The following is an 18683-nucleotide window of genomic DNA, read 5'->3' as shown; positions in this document are numbered from 1 at the left end:
CCGAGATCAATGCCTTTGCGGGTGCGGCCTCGGTCGCGGTCGCGGTGGGCAGCACCGGTGTCGGCGTCTCCATCGGGCTCGGCCTCGCGCAGAACGACATCGGCGGCACCGTCATCGCGCGCATCCAGAACGCCGACGATGGCGTGACCGCGCGCACCGGCGACCTGAGCGTCGCGGCCGAGAACGCCGCGAACATCTCGGCCTTCGCGGGCGCCGCCTCGATCGCCGCGAGCTTCGGCCAGACCGCCGTCGCGGTCTCCGGCGCCGGCGCCGAGGCCACCAACCGCATCGGCAGCGAGACCCGCGCGCTGATCTCGGGCAGCGACGTGACCGCCACGCTGGGCGGTGTCTCGGTCACCTCCGAGGCTTCGGGCGAGATCGACGCCATCGTGATCGCCGCCTCCGCCGCGGTTGCGGTGGGCCAGACCGGCGTCGGCGCGTCCATCGGCGTTGCGGTGTCGCGCAACCTGATCGGCTACCAACAGGGCACCGTTGGATACAGCAACACCACCGGCGACAGCGTCACCCAGCTGACCCAGAATTCGACCACCGTCCTGATCGAGCAGGGCGCGCGCAAGGGCGATGTCTACCGCTATATCGGCGAGACGGTGACGCAATCCGACAACGTCATCGACGAGGACGGCAATACGGCAGCTTACGCGCTGAACTCGCAGGATTACGGCAACACCGATCTGTGGGAGCTGATCAACCTCGACGAGGCAGCAGCCATCGTAGACGCCGCCATCGTCGGCAGCGACGTGACCGCCGATGACGGCGTCATCGTCGATGCGCTGAGCACGCAGGCCATCAAGGCAGCAAGCCTTGCCGGGTCGGTGGCGGTGGCCGGCGGCCAGGTCGGCGTCGCGGTCTCGGGCAGTGGCTCGGCGGTCGAGAACCGCATCAACTCCGACGTCTCGGCCCGCATCGCGGGCGCGGCGACCGACGTGCAGGCCGACCACGTGGTGGTCAATGCCGACGACATCTCGACCATCGACGCGGTCTCGGCGGCGATGGCGGTCTCGGCGGCCTTTGGCCAGACCGGGGTTGCGGTCTCGCTCGGAATTTCCATCGCGATCAACAACATCGCCAATGACGTGACCGCCACCATCGCCGATGGCGCGGTGAGCACCAGCGGCGCGCAGGGCATCGTGGTCAGCGCCTCGACGCCCGAACTGCCCATCGGCCAGAGCCTCTCCGATCCGGTGATCTCGGTCAGCGCGAGCCAGCTCGACGATCTGGCCGTCGCCGAGATGGATGCCGAAGAGACCCCCAACGCCGCCGATCTTTCCGGCGATGCAAGCCTCGCCGTCAGCGTGGCCAACGCCCTGCGGGCGCAGGGCTTCGAGCTGGTGGGCACGGTCAAGGTCGCCGCCCTGGAAGAGGGCGAGCGCTGGACCGCCGTCGACGAGGAAGGCAGCTCGGTCGCGCTCAGCTTGGTGAACGGCCAGATCCTTGCCAGCAAGGCCGGCATCAACGCGGTCTCGGGCGCGGCGGCGCTCTCGGTCGCGGTGGGTCAGGTCGGGGTCGGCATCGCCGGCGCCGGGGCGGTGGCGCTCAACGCCATCCAGACCAATGTCGCCGCCTCCACCGCAGGCGCCGATCTCACCACCACCGGCAGCGGCGACGTGGTGATCGACGCGCGCTCGGATGTCGAGATCAACGCCGCCGTTCTGGCGGTCTCCGCCGCCGTGGCCGCAGGCCAGGTGGGCGTCGGCGTGGGCATCGGCGTTTCGGTGGCGCGCAACTTCATCGGACGCGACCTGACCGGCGACACCGTGGCAGGCACCGGGGCGGTCTCGGCCTTTGCCTCCGACACGACGATGGACCTCACCGGCGATCTGACGATCAGCGCCGAGAGCGCCCAGTCGATCCGCGCCCTCACCTTCGCAGGCGCCGCCGCGGTTGCCGCCGGGCAGGTGGGCGTGGGGGTCGCGGGCTCGGGCGCCTATGCCGAGAACGTCATCGACGCCACCACCGAGGCCTATATCGACGGTGACGGCACCGGCATCAGCGCCGATGCGGTCAGCGTCTCGGCCGAGGACAGCTCGACCATCGACGCCTATGGCGGCTCGGTCGCCGTCGCGGCGGGCTTCGGCATGGTGGGCGTGGCGGTCTCGGCCGGCATCGGCATCGGCTTCAACGCCATCGGCAGCGATGTGCTGGCCGAGATCCGCAACGCCGATGACGGTGTCGAGACCACCGTGGGCGACGTCACCGTCGAGGCGATGAACACCGCTGCGATCACCGCCGGCACCGCCGCCGCGGCGCTTGCCATCTCGGGCGGGCTGGTCGGCGTGAGCTTTGCGGGCGCCGGCGCCTATGCCGAAAACGAGATCACCGGCACGACCGCCGCGCGCATCACCGATGCCACCATCGATGCGCAGGACGACGTGCTGGTCAGCGCCGAGAGCGACGGCACCATCGACGCCATCGTGCTCTCTGCCGCCGCCGCCATCGGGGTCGGCGCGGGCGGCTTCGGGGCCTCGATCGGCGCCAGCCTCGCCCAGAACCGCATCGGCAACGGCGACGGCTCGGGCGTGTTCGCGGCCATCGATGGCAGCTCTGTCACCGCAGGCGGCGATGTCGACGTGCTGGCCAGCATGGACGACGCCACCATCGACGCCACCGTCGTGGCGCTCTCCGTCGCCATCGCGGGCGGCGCCGTGGCGGGCTCCGGGGCCGGCAGCGGTTCGGATGCCTTGAACGAGATCGACTACGCCGTCATCGCCGAGATCGACGACAGCGCCGTCGTCGCCACGGGCGACACCGTGACCGTCGAGGCGCAGGACAATTCCGTCATCGACAGCTTCGTCGGTGCCGCCAGCATCGCGGGCTCGGCCGGGCTTGTGGGCGGATCGGTCTCCATCGCCGTGGGCCTGTCGGAGAACAGCGTCGACAACACGATCCGCGCGCAGGTCGACAATTCCGATGTCACCGCCGCCAATCTGGACGTCACCGCCGAAGATGATAGCGACACCTATGCCGCAGCCGCAGCCGCAGCCGTGTCGGCCTCGATCTCGCTCGGCTTCAGCCTCGCCGGCGCCGGCACCGAGGTGCGCGGGCGCAACAGCTCGACCACCGAGGCGTTGGTCTCGGGCAGCGGCACCGATGATGTCATCACCCTGTCGGGCGACATGACCGTGACCGCCGAGGCCCGCCCGCGGGTCGAGGCCGAAACCGTCGCCGCCTCGCTGTCGCTGGGCTTCGCCGCCTTTGGCGCGGCGGGCAGCTATGTCGATCTCGACGTGACGCCAGAGATCACCGCCAGCGTCAGCGGCGTGCAGGTCGATGCCACCGATGTCGGCATCGCCGCCACCTCGCGCACCATGGCCGACGGCTTTGCGGTGGGCGTCTCGCTGGCCTCGGGCTTCGCGGCCTCGGCCAACTATGTCGACGTCTATGTCGCGAGCGACGTAACCGCCACCGGCGGCGGTACGATGAATGTGGACACGCTCAGCGTCGAAGCCCGCACCGACGAATACAACAACAACACCAACGCGCTGGCCGAGGCCCATGCGGCGGCGGGCGGCCTGATCGGGGCCACCTCCACGCTGGCCAAGACCCGCATCGAGGACAACGTCACCGCGCAGATCGGCGCCAATGCCGACATCACCGCGCTGATCGCGGTCGATGTCGCGGCCATCGCCGACAGCTCGCAATACGCCGACGCCAACTCCGCAGCCTTCGGGCTGGTGGGGGTCGGCGCCTCCATCGCCAATGCCGAGGCCGATGTCAGCTCGCATGCGCTGGTGGGCAACAACGCCGAGATCTCCGCCGCGCTGGTCAACATCAGCGCCGATGGCGAGGCCGAGGCCGTGGCCGACACCCGCGCAGGCTCGGGCGGCGCGGTCGCCGGTGCGGGGGCTGCGCCAAGCGTCGACATCACCGCCGACGTGCTGGCGCAGATCAACGACGGCGCCGAGATCGAGGTCGAGACCAACAACGCGTCGATCCTCGCCTATTATGCTGACCAGATCGACGAGGTGCCCGGCGGGCTCAACATCACCGCCGCCTTCACCTCGCGCCCGAACGCGCTGGTGAAGACCGACAGCTTCGGGCTCATCGCCGGCAACGGCGCCGAAGCCAATACCGACGTCACCGCCGACGTGGTGGTGCGCTTCGGCACCGCCGACAACGATTCCACCGGCGCCACCGTCACCGCCGAGAGCATCTTCGCAGCGGCCACCAACACCGTCATCAAGGAGGGCGTGAGCGACAACCATCTCGACGGCGATGCCGGCGGGCTTGCCAGCGGCGCCCTGTCCTCGTCGCAGATCGACATCGTGCTCAACACCCGTGTGATCGTCGACGATCACAGCCAGATCACCACCACCGACGCATATGGCAGCTTCATCGCCAAGGCGTTCAACGCGCTCGATATCGAGGATGACGTGGCGCTGTTCACCGCCGGCGCGCTTTCGGGCGCAGGCGCCTATATCGACCTGCATGCCGACACGCTGCTGGCCGAGATCGTGGTCGGCGACGACGCGGTGGTCGAGGCGGCGGGCGAGCTCATCTTCGAGGCCAACGGCCTGCACGACATCGACCTGCACTCGAAATCCGAGACCTACGGCCTCGGCACCGTGGCGCTGGGTCACGCCAAGATCGATCTTGCCCCCGACAACCTGATCACCATCGGCGGCGACGTCACCGCCGGGCGCGACATCTACCTGACCACCGGCACCGACATGGACCGCCGGATCTATGATCACAACCTGAAGGCGCGGGTCGACAACTTCGCCGGCTCGCTGATCCCGATCGACGATCTCGAGACCCGCGCGGTGGTCATCACCGACAACACCATCACCGTGGAAAGCGGTGCCCTGCTCGAGGGCTATGCCAACATCAACCTGTTCTCCGACGAGAACGGCGTCGCCAATCTCGACGTGAAGGCCAAGGCCGTGAACTGGGCCTCGGCGGTGGGCGATGCCATAGACGCGGCGCTTGGCGGCAACAACGCCAATCTCGGACCGGGCTTCGGCGTCGCGGTGGCGCGCGGCAGCGTGGTCAATGACGGCACGATCCGCACCGGCGCGCAGCGCAACAAGGATCTGACGATCACCTTCGACAGCGCCACCAACAGTTTCATCGGCACCTCGACCACCAGCCCGGGCGTGCAGACCTGGACCTTCGATCCGAGCTCGATCACCGGACCCGACAGCGCCGGCACCTTCGATCTGACCACCAACGGGCTTGAGTCGGACATTACCTTCACCGTGAAGCTCGAGCAGGTCGAGACCACCCGCTCGGCGCAGCTCGACATCGCGCGCGAGAACCTCACGCTCTACAACGTCACCGACAACGACGGCAATCTGGTCAACCCCGACCTCGTGGAATTCTATCAGGACCAGATCGACCGGATCCTCGAAGAGATGCTCGCCTTCGGCGAAGCCAACTGGTTCGACAACAACAACAATGGCGTCATCGATATCGATCAGGACGAACTGGTGCCGCTGCAACCGACGGTGCAGATCATCGAGGTCGACCCGGTCTTCGCACAGGCGGGCATCGTCGAGATCATCACCGACCAGCTCTATGGCTCGGGCACCTTCGACACGCCGCGCGATGCCTCGATCAACATCACCAACCAGACCGCCGCCTATCTGGTGATCAACGGGGCCGAGATCCCCGAGGACAATGGCGGGGTCTATTTCAACAGCGTCGACGTCTCGCTGCTGAACGATCCGGGCGCCGCGATCACCGCCGAGAACGCCGAGGTGATCGAGGAGGATGGCGGCTACTGGACCACCGTCACGCCCAACTTCAGCTTCACGGCGGCCTCGACCACGCCCTCGGGCGGGGTTCCCGAGATCAACATCCTCGTCGATTACGACGCGCTCGGCGCGGTGCTGAACGATGGCGATCCCGACACCAACACGGCGGTCTGGCCCGACCTCTTCATCGAGGGCGCGGTGCTGAACCTGCGCGGCGACATCACGATCGACAACAACTCGGCCTACGGCTCGTCCACCGGCTCGGTGATCATCAACGCCGAGGTCAACGGGCTCGACGTCCACATCCTGTCGAACGGCACCACGATCCTCGACACCGGCGCCACGCAGGACCACCTCGCCGGCGAGCCCTATTCGAAGTGGAAGACCGCCGATCTGACCGGCGACGATTACGTCAACCGCACCGCCGGCATGCTGAATGCCGAACGCGTCGATCAGACCGCAATCGACGACTTCCTCGATGACGAACCCACCGAGGCCTCGATCACCGGCGACCGGATCTATATCGAGAGCCAGTATCTCAACATCAACGGCATCATCCAGTCGGGCGAGGAAGACTTCCACGTCGTGCTCGACGACACCACCCGCGCCAAGATCGACGAGCACCGCCAGAGCGGTTCGTCCACGACGATCCTGCTGCCGACCACCAATCCCGATTTCCAGATCTATTTCGACCCGACCGCCAATGCCGGCCTTGGCGCGGTGCTGGTCACCCCGCTGCGTCCGGGCGGCGGCTATGTCGACATCACCGCGCGGGTGATGAACACCCGCAACGGCGAGATCATCGTCTATGGCGGCTATCCCGAGATCGAGATCACCAACAGCATGGTGTTCGCGAACGGCTACACCCCCGAGATCATCGTGCAGGAGCTCGACGCCACCACCCGGGGCATCGGCGAGCTGATCATCAAGGATCTGGCAAAGCCCGCCACCGCAGGCGTGCCCTACACCACGATCTACCAGGTCAACGACGAGGGCGTGGTCGAGATCAGCGACAATGGCAGCGGCTTTGTCGGCCAGGGCTCCGACAAGGAATTCACCTACAACCCGGTGGCCGGCTACCGCTATGGCTGGATGCTGGCGCAGGGCACCCGCGAGGTGCTGGTCGAGGAATGGACCGAGGGCGACTGGCTCGGCATCGACGCCTTCGCGCCGGACAGCCGCGCCCCCGACCGCACCGACAGCACCAAGACCGAGGGCGAGCTGGTCCCGGACTCGAACTACTTCTATCTCGACGCCGGCAAGGACGGCGATGCCTACACCTATGACAGCGTCGAGGTGATCGGCAATGTGAACGGGCCCAACCGCACCGGCTATGACCACTGGTCGACCTGGTACGGCACCAATTACAGCTGGTTCCAGTACACCACGATCACCGACAGCGTCGAATACGTGACCCACACCATCGAGGCCGACCGCCCGGTGGGGATCACCTTCATCGGCCACGATGCCGGCTCCATCGTCGTCAACGCCGGCGCCTCGGACATCACCGTCGACGGGCCGCTGCGCAATGCCTATGGCCACACCCAGCTCAACACCACCGGGGTCATCACCACCAACACCGGCGGCGCGATCTCGGGCGAGATCGGCGGCCGCAGCATCGGCCTCACCGCCAAGGCCATCGGCACCGAATACGAGGACGTGCACGTCAATCTCTCGGATGTCGAGGGCGTCACCGGACAGCGCATCGACGCCACCGCGAGCGACGGCATCGTCAGCCTCTACGAGACGGTCGGCGACCTGACGCTGGGCACCATTTCGGCGGCGGATGGCGGCTATGACGCGGTCATCACCTCGGCGGGCTCGATCCTTGCCGCCACCACCGGCCACGGCATCACCGCCGACGCCATCGACCTGATTTCCGAAGACGGCGACATCGGCTCCTCCGCACGCGCGATCCTGATCGACACCGGCACCCGCGACCAGTCGCTGCTCACCGCGACGGCGCTGCAGGGCGCGGTCCACGTGGTCGAGACCGACGGCGACCTGCGGCTCTTCAAGATCCAGGCGCAGGGCGACGTCTATGTCGGCGTGCTCTCCGGCGACCTGCTCGACGGCAACCAGATCGAGGAGACCGACGAACGCGCGGTGGCCGAGCTGCGCGACGGCGTCTGGGGCGCGCTCAAGCTCACCGATTACGAGACCGACGAGAACGGCGACGAGGTCTATACCGGCAACGCCACCGCGAAGGTCAACGAGGTCAAGGACACGCTGGCCAACGCCAAGACCTTGGAATACCGCCAGTACTGGCAGACCCGGCTGGCGCAGATCGCGGAGTACCGCCTCGATCTGGCCGAGGCCAATCCCGGCTGGGACGACGCTACGCTCGACGCGGCGGCGGCGGATTTCTACCTCACCTTCCGCCCCTCGGCCCCCGAATATGACGCCGATCAGCTTCTGCTGCTGACCGACGACGAGGAAACCTATTACGAGGAGTTCTACACCGCGCAGGCGATCTCGGAGGGTGCGGGCGACGTGCCGGCCTACGTGTCCAATGCCATCCTCACCCTGCGCACCAGCCGCACCGAGCAATACCGCAACCTCGACGCGGTCTGGGGCAGCTATACCGGCGGGGCCACGAACCCGCTCGACCCGGATGTCTATGACGACGCATGGGAGTACGAGCTCACCACCGAAGAGAACGAGCTGATCGAAGGTTCGATCAAGATCTGGACCGAGGACGAGCTGATCAACGCCATCGGCGCGGGCCTCCTGGTTCCGGTGACCGACACCGACACGGTGATCGAGGATCCCAACATCGTCGGCGCCAATGTCGAGCTCGACGTCTCGGGCCAGATCGGTGCGACCGAGGGCTTCGAGTCCATCGCCATCGATCCCGACACCGAGCTCACGCCCGAAGAGCGCGTGCTGCTCTCGGCGGCCGAGCGCGACGATTTGTTCTTCCTGACCACCGACCGCTTCGCCGCCACCGTCGATTTCGACGCCTCGGCCAACACAATCACCCGCAGCTCCGGCACCTGGGATGCCGATCTCGTCGGTCAGGTCATCCAGGTGGAAGGCAACAGCGCCAACGCCACTGAGGAAGGCCCGTTCTACACCGTCGCGGCGATCACCGACGCTGGAACCACGCTGCAGCTCGACAGCTCGCGCGTGCTGCTGACCGCGTCGGAGACCAATGTCGCGGTGCATGTCTCGGGCCTCGCGCTCGATCCGCGCGGCGTGGATCTCGAAGACATGACCGTCGACATTTCCGGCAACACCATCACGCTTGTCAGCGGCGACGGCGACTTCTCCGACTACCGCGCCGGGATGAAGCTGATCCTCGCCGGCGATACCGAGAACGCCAACGATTACGAAAGCCTTTACGAGATCACCGCCGCCACCGCGACCACGATCACCGTGAACGGCCCCGCCCTGATCACCGAGACCGGCGTCACCCTCGACGTGAACGAATATGTCGAGCTGACCATGGTGCAGGTGCAGCTGCGCGAGGATCTCGACATCGTGGTGACCGGCCAGCTCGATGTCAGCGCCGGCGGCGAGAGCTATCTCGGCTCGGAATACGCCGTCGAGCTCGGCACGCTGGCGGTCGACGGCAACCTGCGCGTCCGGGCGCAGGGCGAGCTGAGCAATGGCGGCGACAGCGCGTCGACCAACATCACCTCCGACAACCTCGTGCTCGAGGCCGGCGATGGCGGCATCGGCAGCGATGGCATGGTCTATGTCGACCAGACCGTCGGATCGACCCTGACAGCACGCGGCACCGGTGACATCAACATCACCGAGCGCGACGGCGACATGAACATCAACACGGTCTACTCGGCGGGCGGCGATGTCACGCTGGTGGCCGAGGGCTCGATCCTCGACCACAACAACACCGAGTTCGTGAACATCGAGGCCGACAGCATCACGCTCACCGCGCAGACCGGCTCGATCGGCGTCGCGGGCAACGCGCTCGAGGTCGAGGCGCGCGGCGATCTGGGCGACGATCTCGGCCTGCTGACGCTGACCGCCGAGGGCGACGTCATCGTCTACGAGCAGGAAGGCGACATGAACATCCGCAACGTGCTGTCGCGCAGCGGAGACGTGGAGCTCTACGCCCAGCTGTCGATCTTCGACGCGGTCGATCTGGTCGATCCGACCAGCCCCGAGACCAGCGCCGACGGCACCGACACCGGCTCGCGCCTCGCCGCCGACGTGCTGGCGGCGGGCAACATCACCCTGACTGCCGATCTCGGCTATATCGGCGCCTTCGGCAACGAGCTCGACATCGACAGCCGCCGCTCGGGCAGCGACGGCGTGGTCACAGTGACCAGCCGCGAGAACACCTTCCTGATCGAGCAGGCCGGGGATTTGTGGCTCAACACCGTCGAGGTGACGCAGAGCAACCCGCTTCTTGCCACCGCCTATCTCACCGCCGTGGTCGGCAGCATCTATAACGGCGTGCAGCCGCCCAACACCAGCAACGTGCTCGGCGGGCGCGCCTACCTGATCGCGCAGGGCGATATCGGCACCTCAGACAACTGGATCTACACCGAGATCGGGGCGCTTCAGTCGCTCTCGACCACCGGCTCCACCTATGTCGACAACCAGGGTGCGCTGACGCTGCTGACCATCGACGGCAGCGCCGGCTACGGCCAGCAATCGGGCGGCGACATCTACACCGTCGCGTCGAGCCCGATCACCATCGCCAACGACATCCTCGCCGCCGGCGACATCATCGAGACAGCGACGGAATCGGCGGCCGACAATTACGACACCTTCACCATCAACGCAGGCGTCGAGGTCCGCTCAACCGGCGGGGATATCGTCTTCACCGCCGGGGATGACCTGCACGTGCAGACCGGCGCCAGCCTGATCGCCGAGACCGGCAGCATCACCCTCAACGCCGATCTGGCCGGCTGGGAGGGCATCGGGGCCGACCTGCTGATCGACGGCGCGGTCGAGGCCCTCGGCACCGTGGCGCTGAACACCGGCGCCCATGACGATGCGGTCACCGTCAGCGCGACCGGCTCGGTCTTTGCGGGAGAGCTCTCGGTCTCCACCGGCTTCGGCGAGGACGCGGTGACGATCACCGGCACCACCACCTCGAGCGGCAACAGCACCGTCTCGACCGGCGCGGGCGAAGACAGCGTCACCGTCACCGGCACGATGACCACAGCGCTCGCGACCCTCATCGACACCGGCACCGGGATCGACCTGCTCGATATCTCCGGCACGGTGCTCTCGGGCACCACGCTCACCGTCACCACCGACGAGGGCGAGGACCGTCTGGACATCTCCGGCCTCCTCTCGGCAGGAACGACGCTTACCGTCGACACCGGCACGACCCGCGATTTCCTCGATATCTCGGGCGATTTCGTCTCGGGCGGCAACATCGCGATCAACCTCGACAGCGGCGACGACCAGATGGTTCTGACCGGCGGCTTCTCTGCCGGCACCGAGATCCTCGTCGAGGGCGGCTCGGGGGCGGATTCCATCCGCTTCCTCGACGCCACCACCATGACCGGCCATGTCACGCTTCTGGCGGGCTCCGAGGACGACCTTGTCGAGATCGTCCGCCTCGTCAGCCAGGACCGCACCACCGACAGCTTCTGGATCGATGGCGGCGACGGCTCCGACGCGATCCTGCTGCAGACCCACGGCTCGGTCGCGGGCGAACTGGTCGACTACATCATCGACGTGTTCGACACCGGCAGCCCGCTCGATGCCGACACCATGGTCGTGATCGGCACCGACGACGACGACGTCTTCCTCAGCCGCTCGACCTTCTTCGCGCTGCTGCACGGCAATATCGACCAGATGCGCGGCGACGATCCGACCCGCCCGCAGACCGTCGAGCGGATCAATTACGACCGCGCCATCAACGGCCGGGTGACGCTGCTCGGCGAAGCGGGCGATGATACCTTCATCGCCGACGACAACGCCGCGATCATGACCCTCGACGGCGGCTTGGGCGATGACAGCTTCCAGTTCGGCCAGCTCTTCGGCAACGATCCCAACAGCGCCAGCACCGAGAACGGCATCGCGCCGGGCGACGAGATCAACGCCGTGCTCACCACCCGCGGCTGGCTCTCGGACGGCATCAGCTTCGCCACCGTCGCCTTCGGCGGCGAGGGCCAGGACAGCTTCACCGTCTATGCCAACCGCGCCCAGCTCAAGCTCGAGGGCGAGAGCGGCAATGACGAGTTCACCGTCCGCGCCTTCCTGCTCGACAGCGATGGCAGCTCCTCGCTGCAGGACGAGACCGAGCTCAACGCCGGCAGCGGCGACGACCTGATCCGCTACAACATCAACGCGCCGCTCGACATCGACGGCGGGGCGGGCTTTGACAAGGTCGTGGTGCTGGGCACCGAGGCCGCCGACGCCTTCGTCATCACCGAGGACGGTGTGTTTGGCGCCGGTCTCAACGTCTCACTGTCGAACACCGAGGAACTGCTCGAGGTCGACGGTCTCGAGGGCGATGACAGCTTCTTCATCCTGTCGACGTCCGCCAGCTCCGTGACCCGCGTCATCGGCGGGCTCGGCTCCGACACGTTCGACGTGACCGGCGACGTCACCGAAGAGATCGTCTCGGCGGATCTGGCCGGGCGCTCGGGGCTGATCAACCACCAGGCCAGCAGCCTTGATGACGATTACGACCAGACCTTCATCGAAGGACTCGGCACCACCGTCGCCGACGGCAACCAGGGCGCCATCTTCATCAGCCAGGAGGTGGCGGGCGACGCCACCCAGGGCGAGACGCTGGTAAGCGAGACCGATGGCGCGCGGACCGACATTTACTCGATCCGCCTGACCGACGTGCCGACCGGCGTGGTCTATGTCACCGTCTCGGCGACCCGCGCCTCGAGCGCCGACCGCAACCTCGCGGTCCCGGCGATGGCCTCGGGCACCGCGATCAGCTTCACGCAGGGCAGCAGCACCATCACCCGCGACAGTGGCAGCTTCCTTGCAGACGGCTTCGATACCTACCAGTCGATCCGCCTCTCGGGCACCGCCGATGGCGATGCCGATGGCGTCTACAAGATCGTCTCGGTCAGCGCGACGCAGATTGTCGTCGAAGAGACCTTCGCCATCAGCGCCAGCGCCGAGAGCGGCATCACCCTCGCCGGGCAGGAGGCGGACTCCGTCCTGCTGAGCGACAACGGCAGCGATTTCGCCGAGAACATCGTCTTGGCCTTCGACGCCGGCAACTGGGATCAGGCCCAGACCGTCACCATCAAGGCGCTCGACGATGCCGCCGCCGAGGGCACCCGCGACGTGGTCATCAGCCACTCGGTGCAGTCGGTCGACCCGGCCTTCGACGCCGCGCAGGTGCAGAACCTCGTGGTCGAGGTCCGCGACAACGATCTCGCCGAGCTGCAGATCACCGAGACCGGCTCGGAGACGCTGGTGCTCGAGGGGGCGCAAGGCATCACCGACAGCTACGCGCTGAAGCTCTCCCGCGCCCCGGCGGCGGGCGAGACGGTGACCATCACCCTGAGCGACAACTCGAACTCCGGCGACCTGAGCTTCAGCCAGACGGTGTTCACCTTCGACGCCTCGAACTGGAGTGACGCCCAGAGCGTCACGGTCACTGCCACGGCCAATGACGGCGTCGAGAATGCCGAGCGCATCATCGTCACCCACACCGTCACCAGCGACGGCCCGACCTTCGCTTCGGCCAGCGCGCAGGATCTCACCCTCACCGCCATCGACGGTGACGATGCCGGCGTGCTGATCCAGGAGACGCAGGGCGACACGGTGGTGATCGACAGCGCCGACGATGCCTATGACGAGACCGACAGCTACACCGTGCGCCTGACCAAGGCGCCCACGCAGGATGTCACCATCTCGATCTTCGACGACGGCCAGACCCGGATCGTGCCCGGCGGGCGGGTCTCGCTCGTCCCGCTGGCGGATGAGACGCTCACCGTCAGCTTCGTGCAGGTCGAAGACGGCGCCGATTACATCGAGCGCAGCGACGGGCAGAGCTGGGCGGACAGCGGCTTCGGCTCGGGCCAGCCGCTCGACATCTCGGGCAGCGGCGACAATGACGGCGCGGTGCTGATCGGCGCGGTCTCGGCGGATGGCACGCGGCTCTACGTCTCGGGCGGCAAGAGCCTCACCAACGAGAGCGGCAGCGCCACCTTCACCGTCACCGCGGCGCAGATCACCTTCACCACCGACAACTGGCACGAGGAGGTCGAGGTCACGCTCGAGGCCGATCCCGACTACGTGCCCTCCGAGACCGACTACATCACCAAGGTGTTCCCGGCCGAGGAGCACACCACCTCCAAGGTCTTCGGCCCGCTGATCATCGAGGGCGCGCCGATCGAGGACCGCACCCTGCTGGCGCCGGTGATGCTGCCGACCGAAAGCGACCCGGGCCCGATCGAGCTCGAGATCGTCACCGACGAGACCGAGCAGAACGACCGCGTCAAGATCTTCAACGACACCGACGTGACCGGCGCGGCGGGCTACATGACCACCACCACCCTGCCCGACGGCAGCGAGCGGCTGCTGGTCAACGGGCTCGGCATGGGCACCGGCACCGTCGATTTCGACGAGAGCATCGCGCACGACGGCTCGGAGATCGTCAGCTACGCGCAGGGCATCAGCATGAACAACGTCGAGATCGTCGACGTGCTGCTGGGCGACGCGGATGACGAATTCACGGTGCTCGCCACCAACACCTTCTCCGACAATACCGTCGACCTGCCGATCACCGCGATCCACGGCGGCGGCGGCTCCGACGAGATCACCGTGCTGGGCGGCGGCGGGCCCGAGAGCCTGCTGGTGATCTACGGCGACACCGACACCTACGGCGCGCGCTACGATTATCTTGGCGGCGCGCCCACCGGCGGCGGGCTGGTGTTCGACGGCTGGGAATACCCCGAAGACCACGGCGACCTGATCGACGCCTCGGCCATCGGCACCGCCGGCCAGCTCGGACTGGTGATCTATGGCGGCATCGGCAACGACACCATCATCGGCTCGCTGGGCGACGACCACATCGCCGGCGGCAGCGGCAATGACGACATCTCGGCGCTCTCCGGGGCCGATCACGTCTACGGCGACAACGGCTTCACCGTCGACCTGCTGCTGCGCGATCTCGTGGTCAGCGACGACATCGTCACCACCCCCGCGCTCGACAGCGCCGACACCCGCCTGCCGGGCAGCGACAGCATCGACGCGGGCGATGGCGACGACATCGTGGTCGCCGATCTCGGCGTGATCGAGCAGGTCGCCGGCACCCAGCGCATCGTCACCACCGGCGCGGTGATCCGCGTCACCACCACCCGCGACGCCTTCGGCGGCAATGACGAGATCCTCTCGGGCCTCGGCAACGACATCGTCCTGGGCGGCGCGGGCAATGACAGCGTCACCGACACCGGCGGCGCCAACATCGTGCTCGGCGACAACGGCACCGTCGACATGGTGGTGCTCGACGGCGACGAAAGCGACGTGGACCACATCTTCACCGAGACCCCGGCGGTGGCCGGCTTCGACACCATCACCACCGCCGCGGGCACCGACGTGATCCTCGCCGGCACCGGCGATGACGAGGTCGATGCGGGCGACGGCGAGAACATCGTCTTCGGCGATCTCGGCGAGGTCGTGGCCGAGGCCGCGCTCGACGCGCCGCAGCTCGCGGGCCTCGCGATGACCATCGCGGCAATCCGCAGCCAGACCACGCTCTCGGGCGGCGACGACACCATCCTCACCGGCGCCGGCGGCGACGTGGTGCTGGGCGGGCTCGGCGACGACGGCATCGACGCCGGACAGGGGGCCAACCTCGTCTTCGGCGACAATGGCGAGCTGCTCACCGGCACCGGCGCGGCCAATCTCGGCGCGCTGCCGCTCGAGCTTCTGAGCGCCATCACCCTGACCGAGGCCTCTGGCGGGGACGACACCGTGACCACCGGGCTCGGCGAGGACATCGTTCTCGGCGGCGCCGGCGGCGACACCATCACCACCGACATGGCGGACGATGCAGGCGGCATCGACGGGGCCGATATCGTGCTGGGCGACGTGGGCCGGGTGACCTGGGTCAACCTAGGCGACGGCACCACCGATCTCGCGCAGGAGATCGAGAACACCGACTGGCGCTACGGCGGCGACGACGTGATCTCGACCGGGGCCTCGAACGACCTGATCATCGGCGGCACCGGCGGCGACCGCATCCTCGCCGGCGCCGGCAACGACCTGGTGATGGGCGATCACGCCCGCATCGCCGGCGACATCGACGAGACCGCCCTGCCGCTGACCCTCGGGGTCATGCCCTTCGACGTTTCGGCCACTTTCACCGGCGGCGACCGGCTCGGTGGCAACGACACCGTCTTCGCGGGCGCCGGGCAGGATCTCGTGATGGGCCAGCAGGGCGACGACTGGCTGTTCGGCGAGGCCGGCGACGACGACCTGATCGGCGGCCACAACGTCGACACCGACAACGAGGGCGCGCTGGCCCATGATGGCGACGATGCCATCGACGGCGGCGCAGATGACGATGTCATCCTCGGCGACAACGGCCTGATCTACCGCACCGGCACCGGCATCGACGCGCGGATGCGCGCGCTCGACGGCACGCTGCTCTACGGCATCGGCGGCGCCGAGGACGCGCAGGCCTTGATCACCGCGACCCACATGGCGAACCCCGACGGCACGCAGCAGCGCGCCATCGAGCTCTTCGATCATTCCGATGTCGAAGACCCGGTCGAGTATGGCGACGATTACATCGCCGGCGGGGCCGAGAGCGACGTGATCTTCGGCCAACTCGGCAATGACGTGATCCAGGGCGACGGCTCCATCGATCTCGACGGTGACGGCACCGCCGATGCCGGAGCCGTGGGCGCCTCGCGCGACACGCTGCTCACCATCCTGCCCTCGGTCGACGATTTCGCAGGCGAAGGCCGCGATGGCGATGACTATATCGAGGGCAATGGCGGCGAGGACGTGGTCTTCGGCAACCTCGGTCAGGACGATATCATCGGCGGCAGCTCGAGCCTCTTCGCCGGGCTCGCCGGTGACGAGAGCCTGCGCCCGGACGGTGCCGACCTGCTCTTCGGCGGCTCCGGCACCGCGGCCTCGCGCAACGACCTTGGCGACGAGGGCATCGACGGCCATGCCCGCGACGCCGACGTGATCCTTGGCGACAACGGCAACATCTATCGCATCGTCGGCACCAATGGCAGCGACAGCGGCGCCTATCTCGGCTTCAACTACGATACCTATGGCGGTGAGCGGATCATTGTCCGCGCCGTAGAGCTGATCGACTACACCGAGGGCGGCCCGGATTACGACGCCGCGGCGCTCAGCGACAATGGCGGCAATGACGAGATCCACGGCGAGGCAGGAGATGATAGCATCTACGGCCAGATGGGCAGCGACGCGCTGTTCGGCGACGGTCAGAACGACGACCTGATCGGCGGCTGGGGCAGCGACTGGATCTCGGGCGGCACCGGCAGCGACGGCGTCATCGGCGATGACGGCCGGATCATGACCAGCCGCAATTCCACCAGCTACGGCGAGGATCTCTACGGCATCGCAGCGCTCGCCAGCACCGACGACCTGATCACCGGCCCCAACAGCTTCAACTTCCGCTACACGATCAACGTCGATGAGCAGCTGAAGAAGTCGGTCAACCTGACGCCCTTCAACCTCGACCCCGCGGCCACGCAGGACAAGGAGTTCACCCCCGCCTATGCCGATGACGTCATCTTCGGCGGCTGGGGAGACGATTTCCTGCATGGCGGCGCCGGCGACGACGCCATCTCGGGCGCCGAGGCCCTGCCGCTCTCGGAGAACCCGCAGGCCATGGACGGTACCATCGTCTCCTGGGATACCCCGGTGAACCCGGGCGGCCTTCTGGCCTACGATCCCGCGGTGGAGGAATTCGCGCATTACGACGAGAACAACCCGCGCGCCAAGATAACCCCGAACGCCGGCACGTTCTTCCTCAACCACGACGCCTCGGAAGGACCCGTCGATCCGCGCAGCTCGAACGGGGTGGCGACGGATGGCGATGACGTGATCTTCGGGGATCTCGGCAATGACGCCATCACCGGAGGCACCGGGCGCGACCGGATGTATGGCGGCTATGGCGACGACTGGCTCAATGCCGACGATGTGCTCGAAACCGCAGGCGGCACCAACGACGACACCGATACCGACGAGAGCTACGAGGATTACGCCCTCGGCGGTGCCGGTCGCGACGTGCTGATCGCCAATACCGGCGGCGACCGCCTGCATGACTGGACCGGCGAGTACAACAGCTTCATCGTGCCGTTCCGGCCCTTCGGCGCGCCCACGGTGAACCGCCTGATGGCTCCCGCCGCGATCGAGTTCTGGTACCTTCTGGGCGAGAGCGACGGGGCCGATCCGACCCGCGCCCTCGACACCGGCAGCGATCCGGTCCGCTTCGGCGAGCCCGAGGGCGAGATGGGCATCGTCACCCAGTCCGATCCCGACTGGAGCGACACCCACGGCGCCCCCGCCGATCCGCAGCCCGGCAACGGCCCGGCGCAGCGTGACGTGCGCGTCACCGCCGCCAGCGGCGCCGGCAACGACGCCCGCTCCGAGACCGCGGATTACGGCGGCGGCATCGCCCCCGCGGCGGCCAGCGCAAGCGCCGGCGCATCGACGCAGAGCGCCACGACCCCGGCCTCGGCGGCGCGCGCCACGGTGCCGGAGATCCAGTCCGCCATCGCAAGCTCCGAGATCCAGATCACCTTCCACGCCTCGCAGGCGAGCAAGAACGTCGGCAAGGGCTCCTACTCCTATGACGCGGAGCTCGGCGAGTTCGTGAAGGACGTGACCTTCAAGACCACCGACGATGCCCCGGCGGACTCGGCCTACAATCTGCTCGACGAGGATGGCGCGCTCTTTGCCTACATCGACAGCAAGGGCGGTCTCTGGGTCATCGACGATCTGCTCGAGAACGAGGATGGGCTCGCGGATGAGGACGAGGACGACTGGGTCTTCGTCAGCGACTACCACACCGCCTACTGA

General features: G+C 67.5%; 1 protein-coding gene (running past one end of the window). It reads left to right on the top strand.

Features of this window, described 5'->3' with window-relative positions:
• Window positions 1-18683, top strand: partial view of a beta strand repeat-containing protein gene (locus tag AC6RA4_RS06130; protein WP_500158429.1) — the 3' portion only. It extends 8302 nt beyond the left edge of the window; only the last 18683 of its 26985 coding nucleotides appear in the window; its start codon lies off the left edge, out of view; the stop codon is at window positions 18681-18683.

Source organism: Salipiger sp., assembly GCF_059781815.1.
This window is presented reverse-complemented; position numbering and strand designations above follow the sequence as displayed.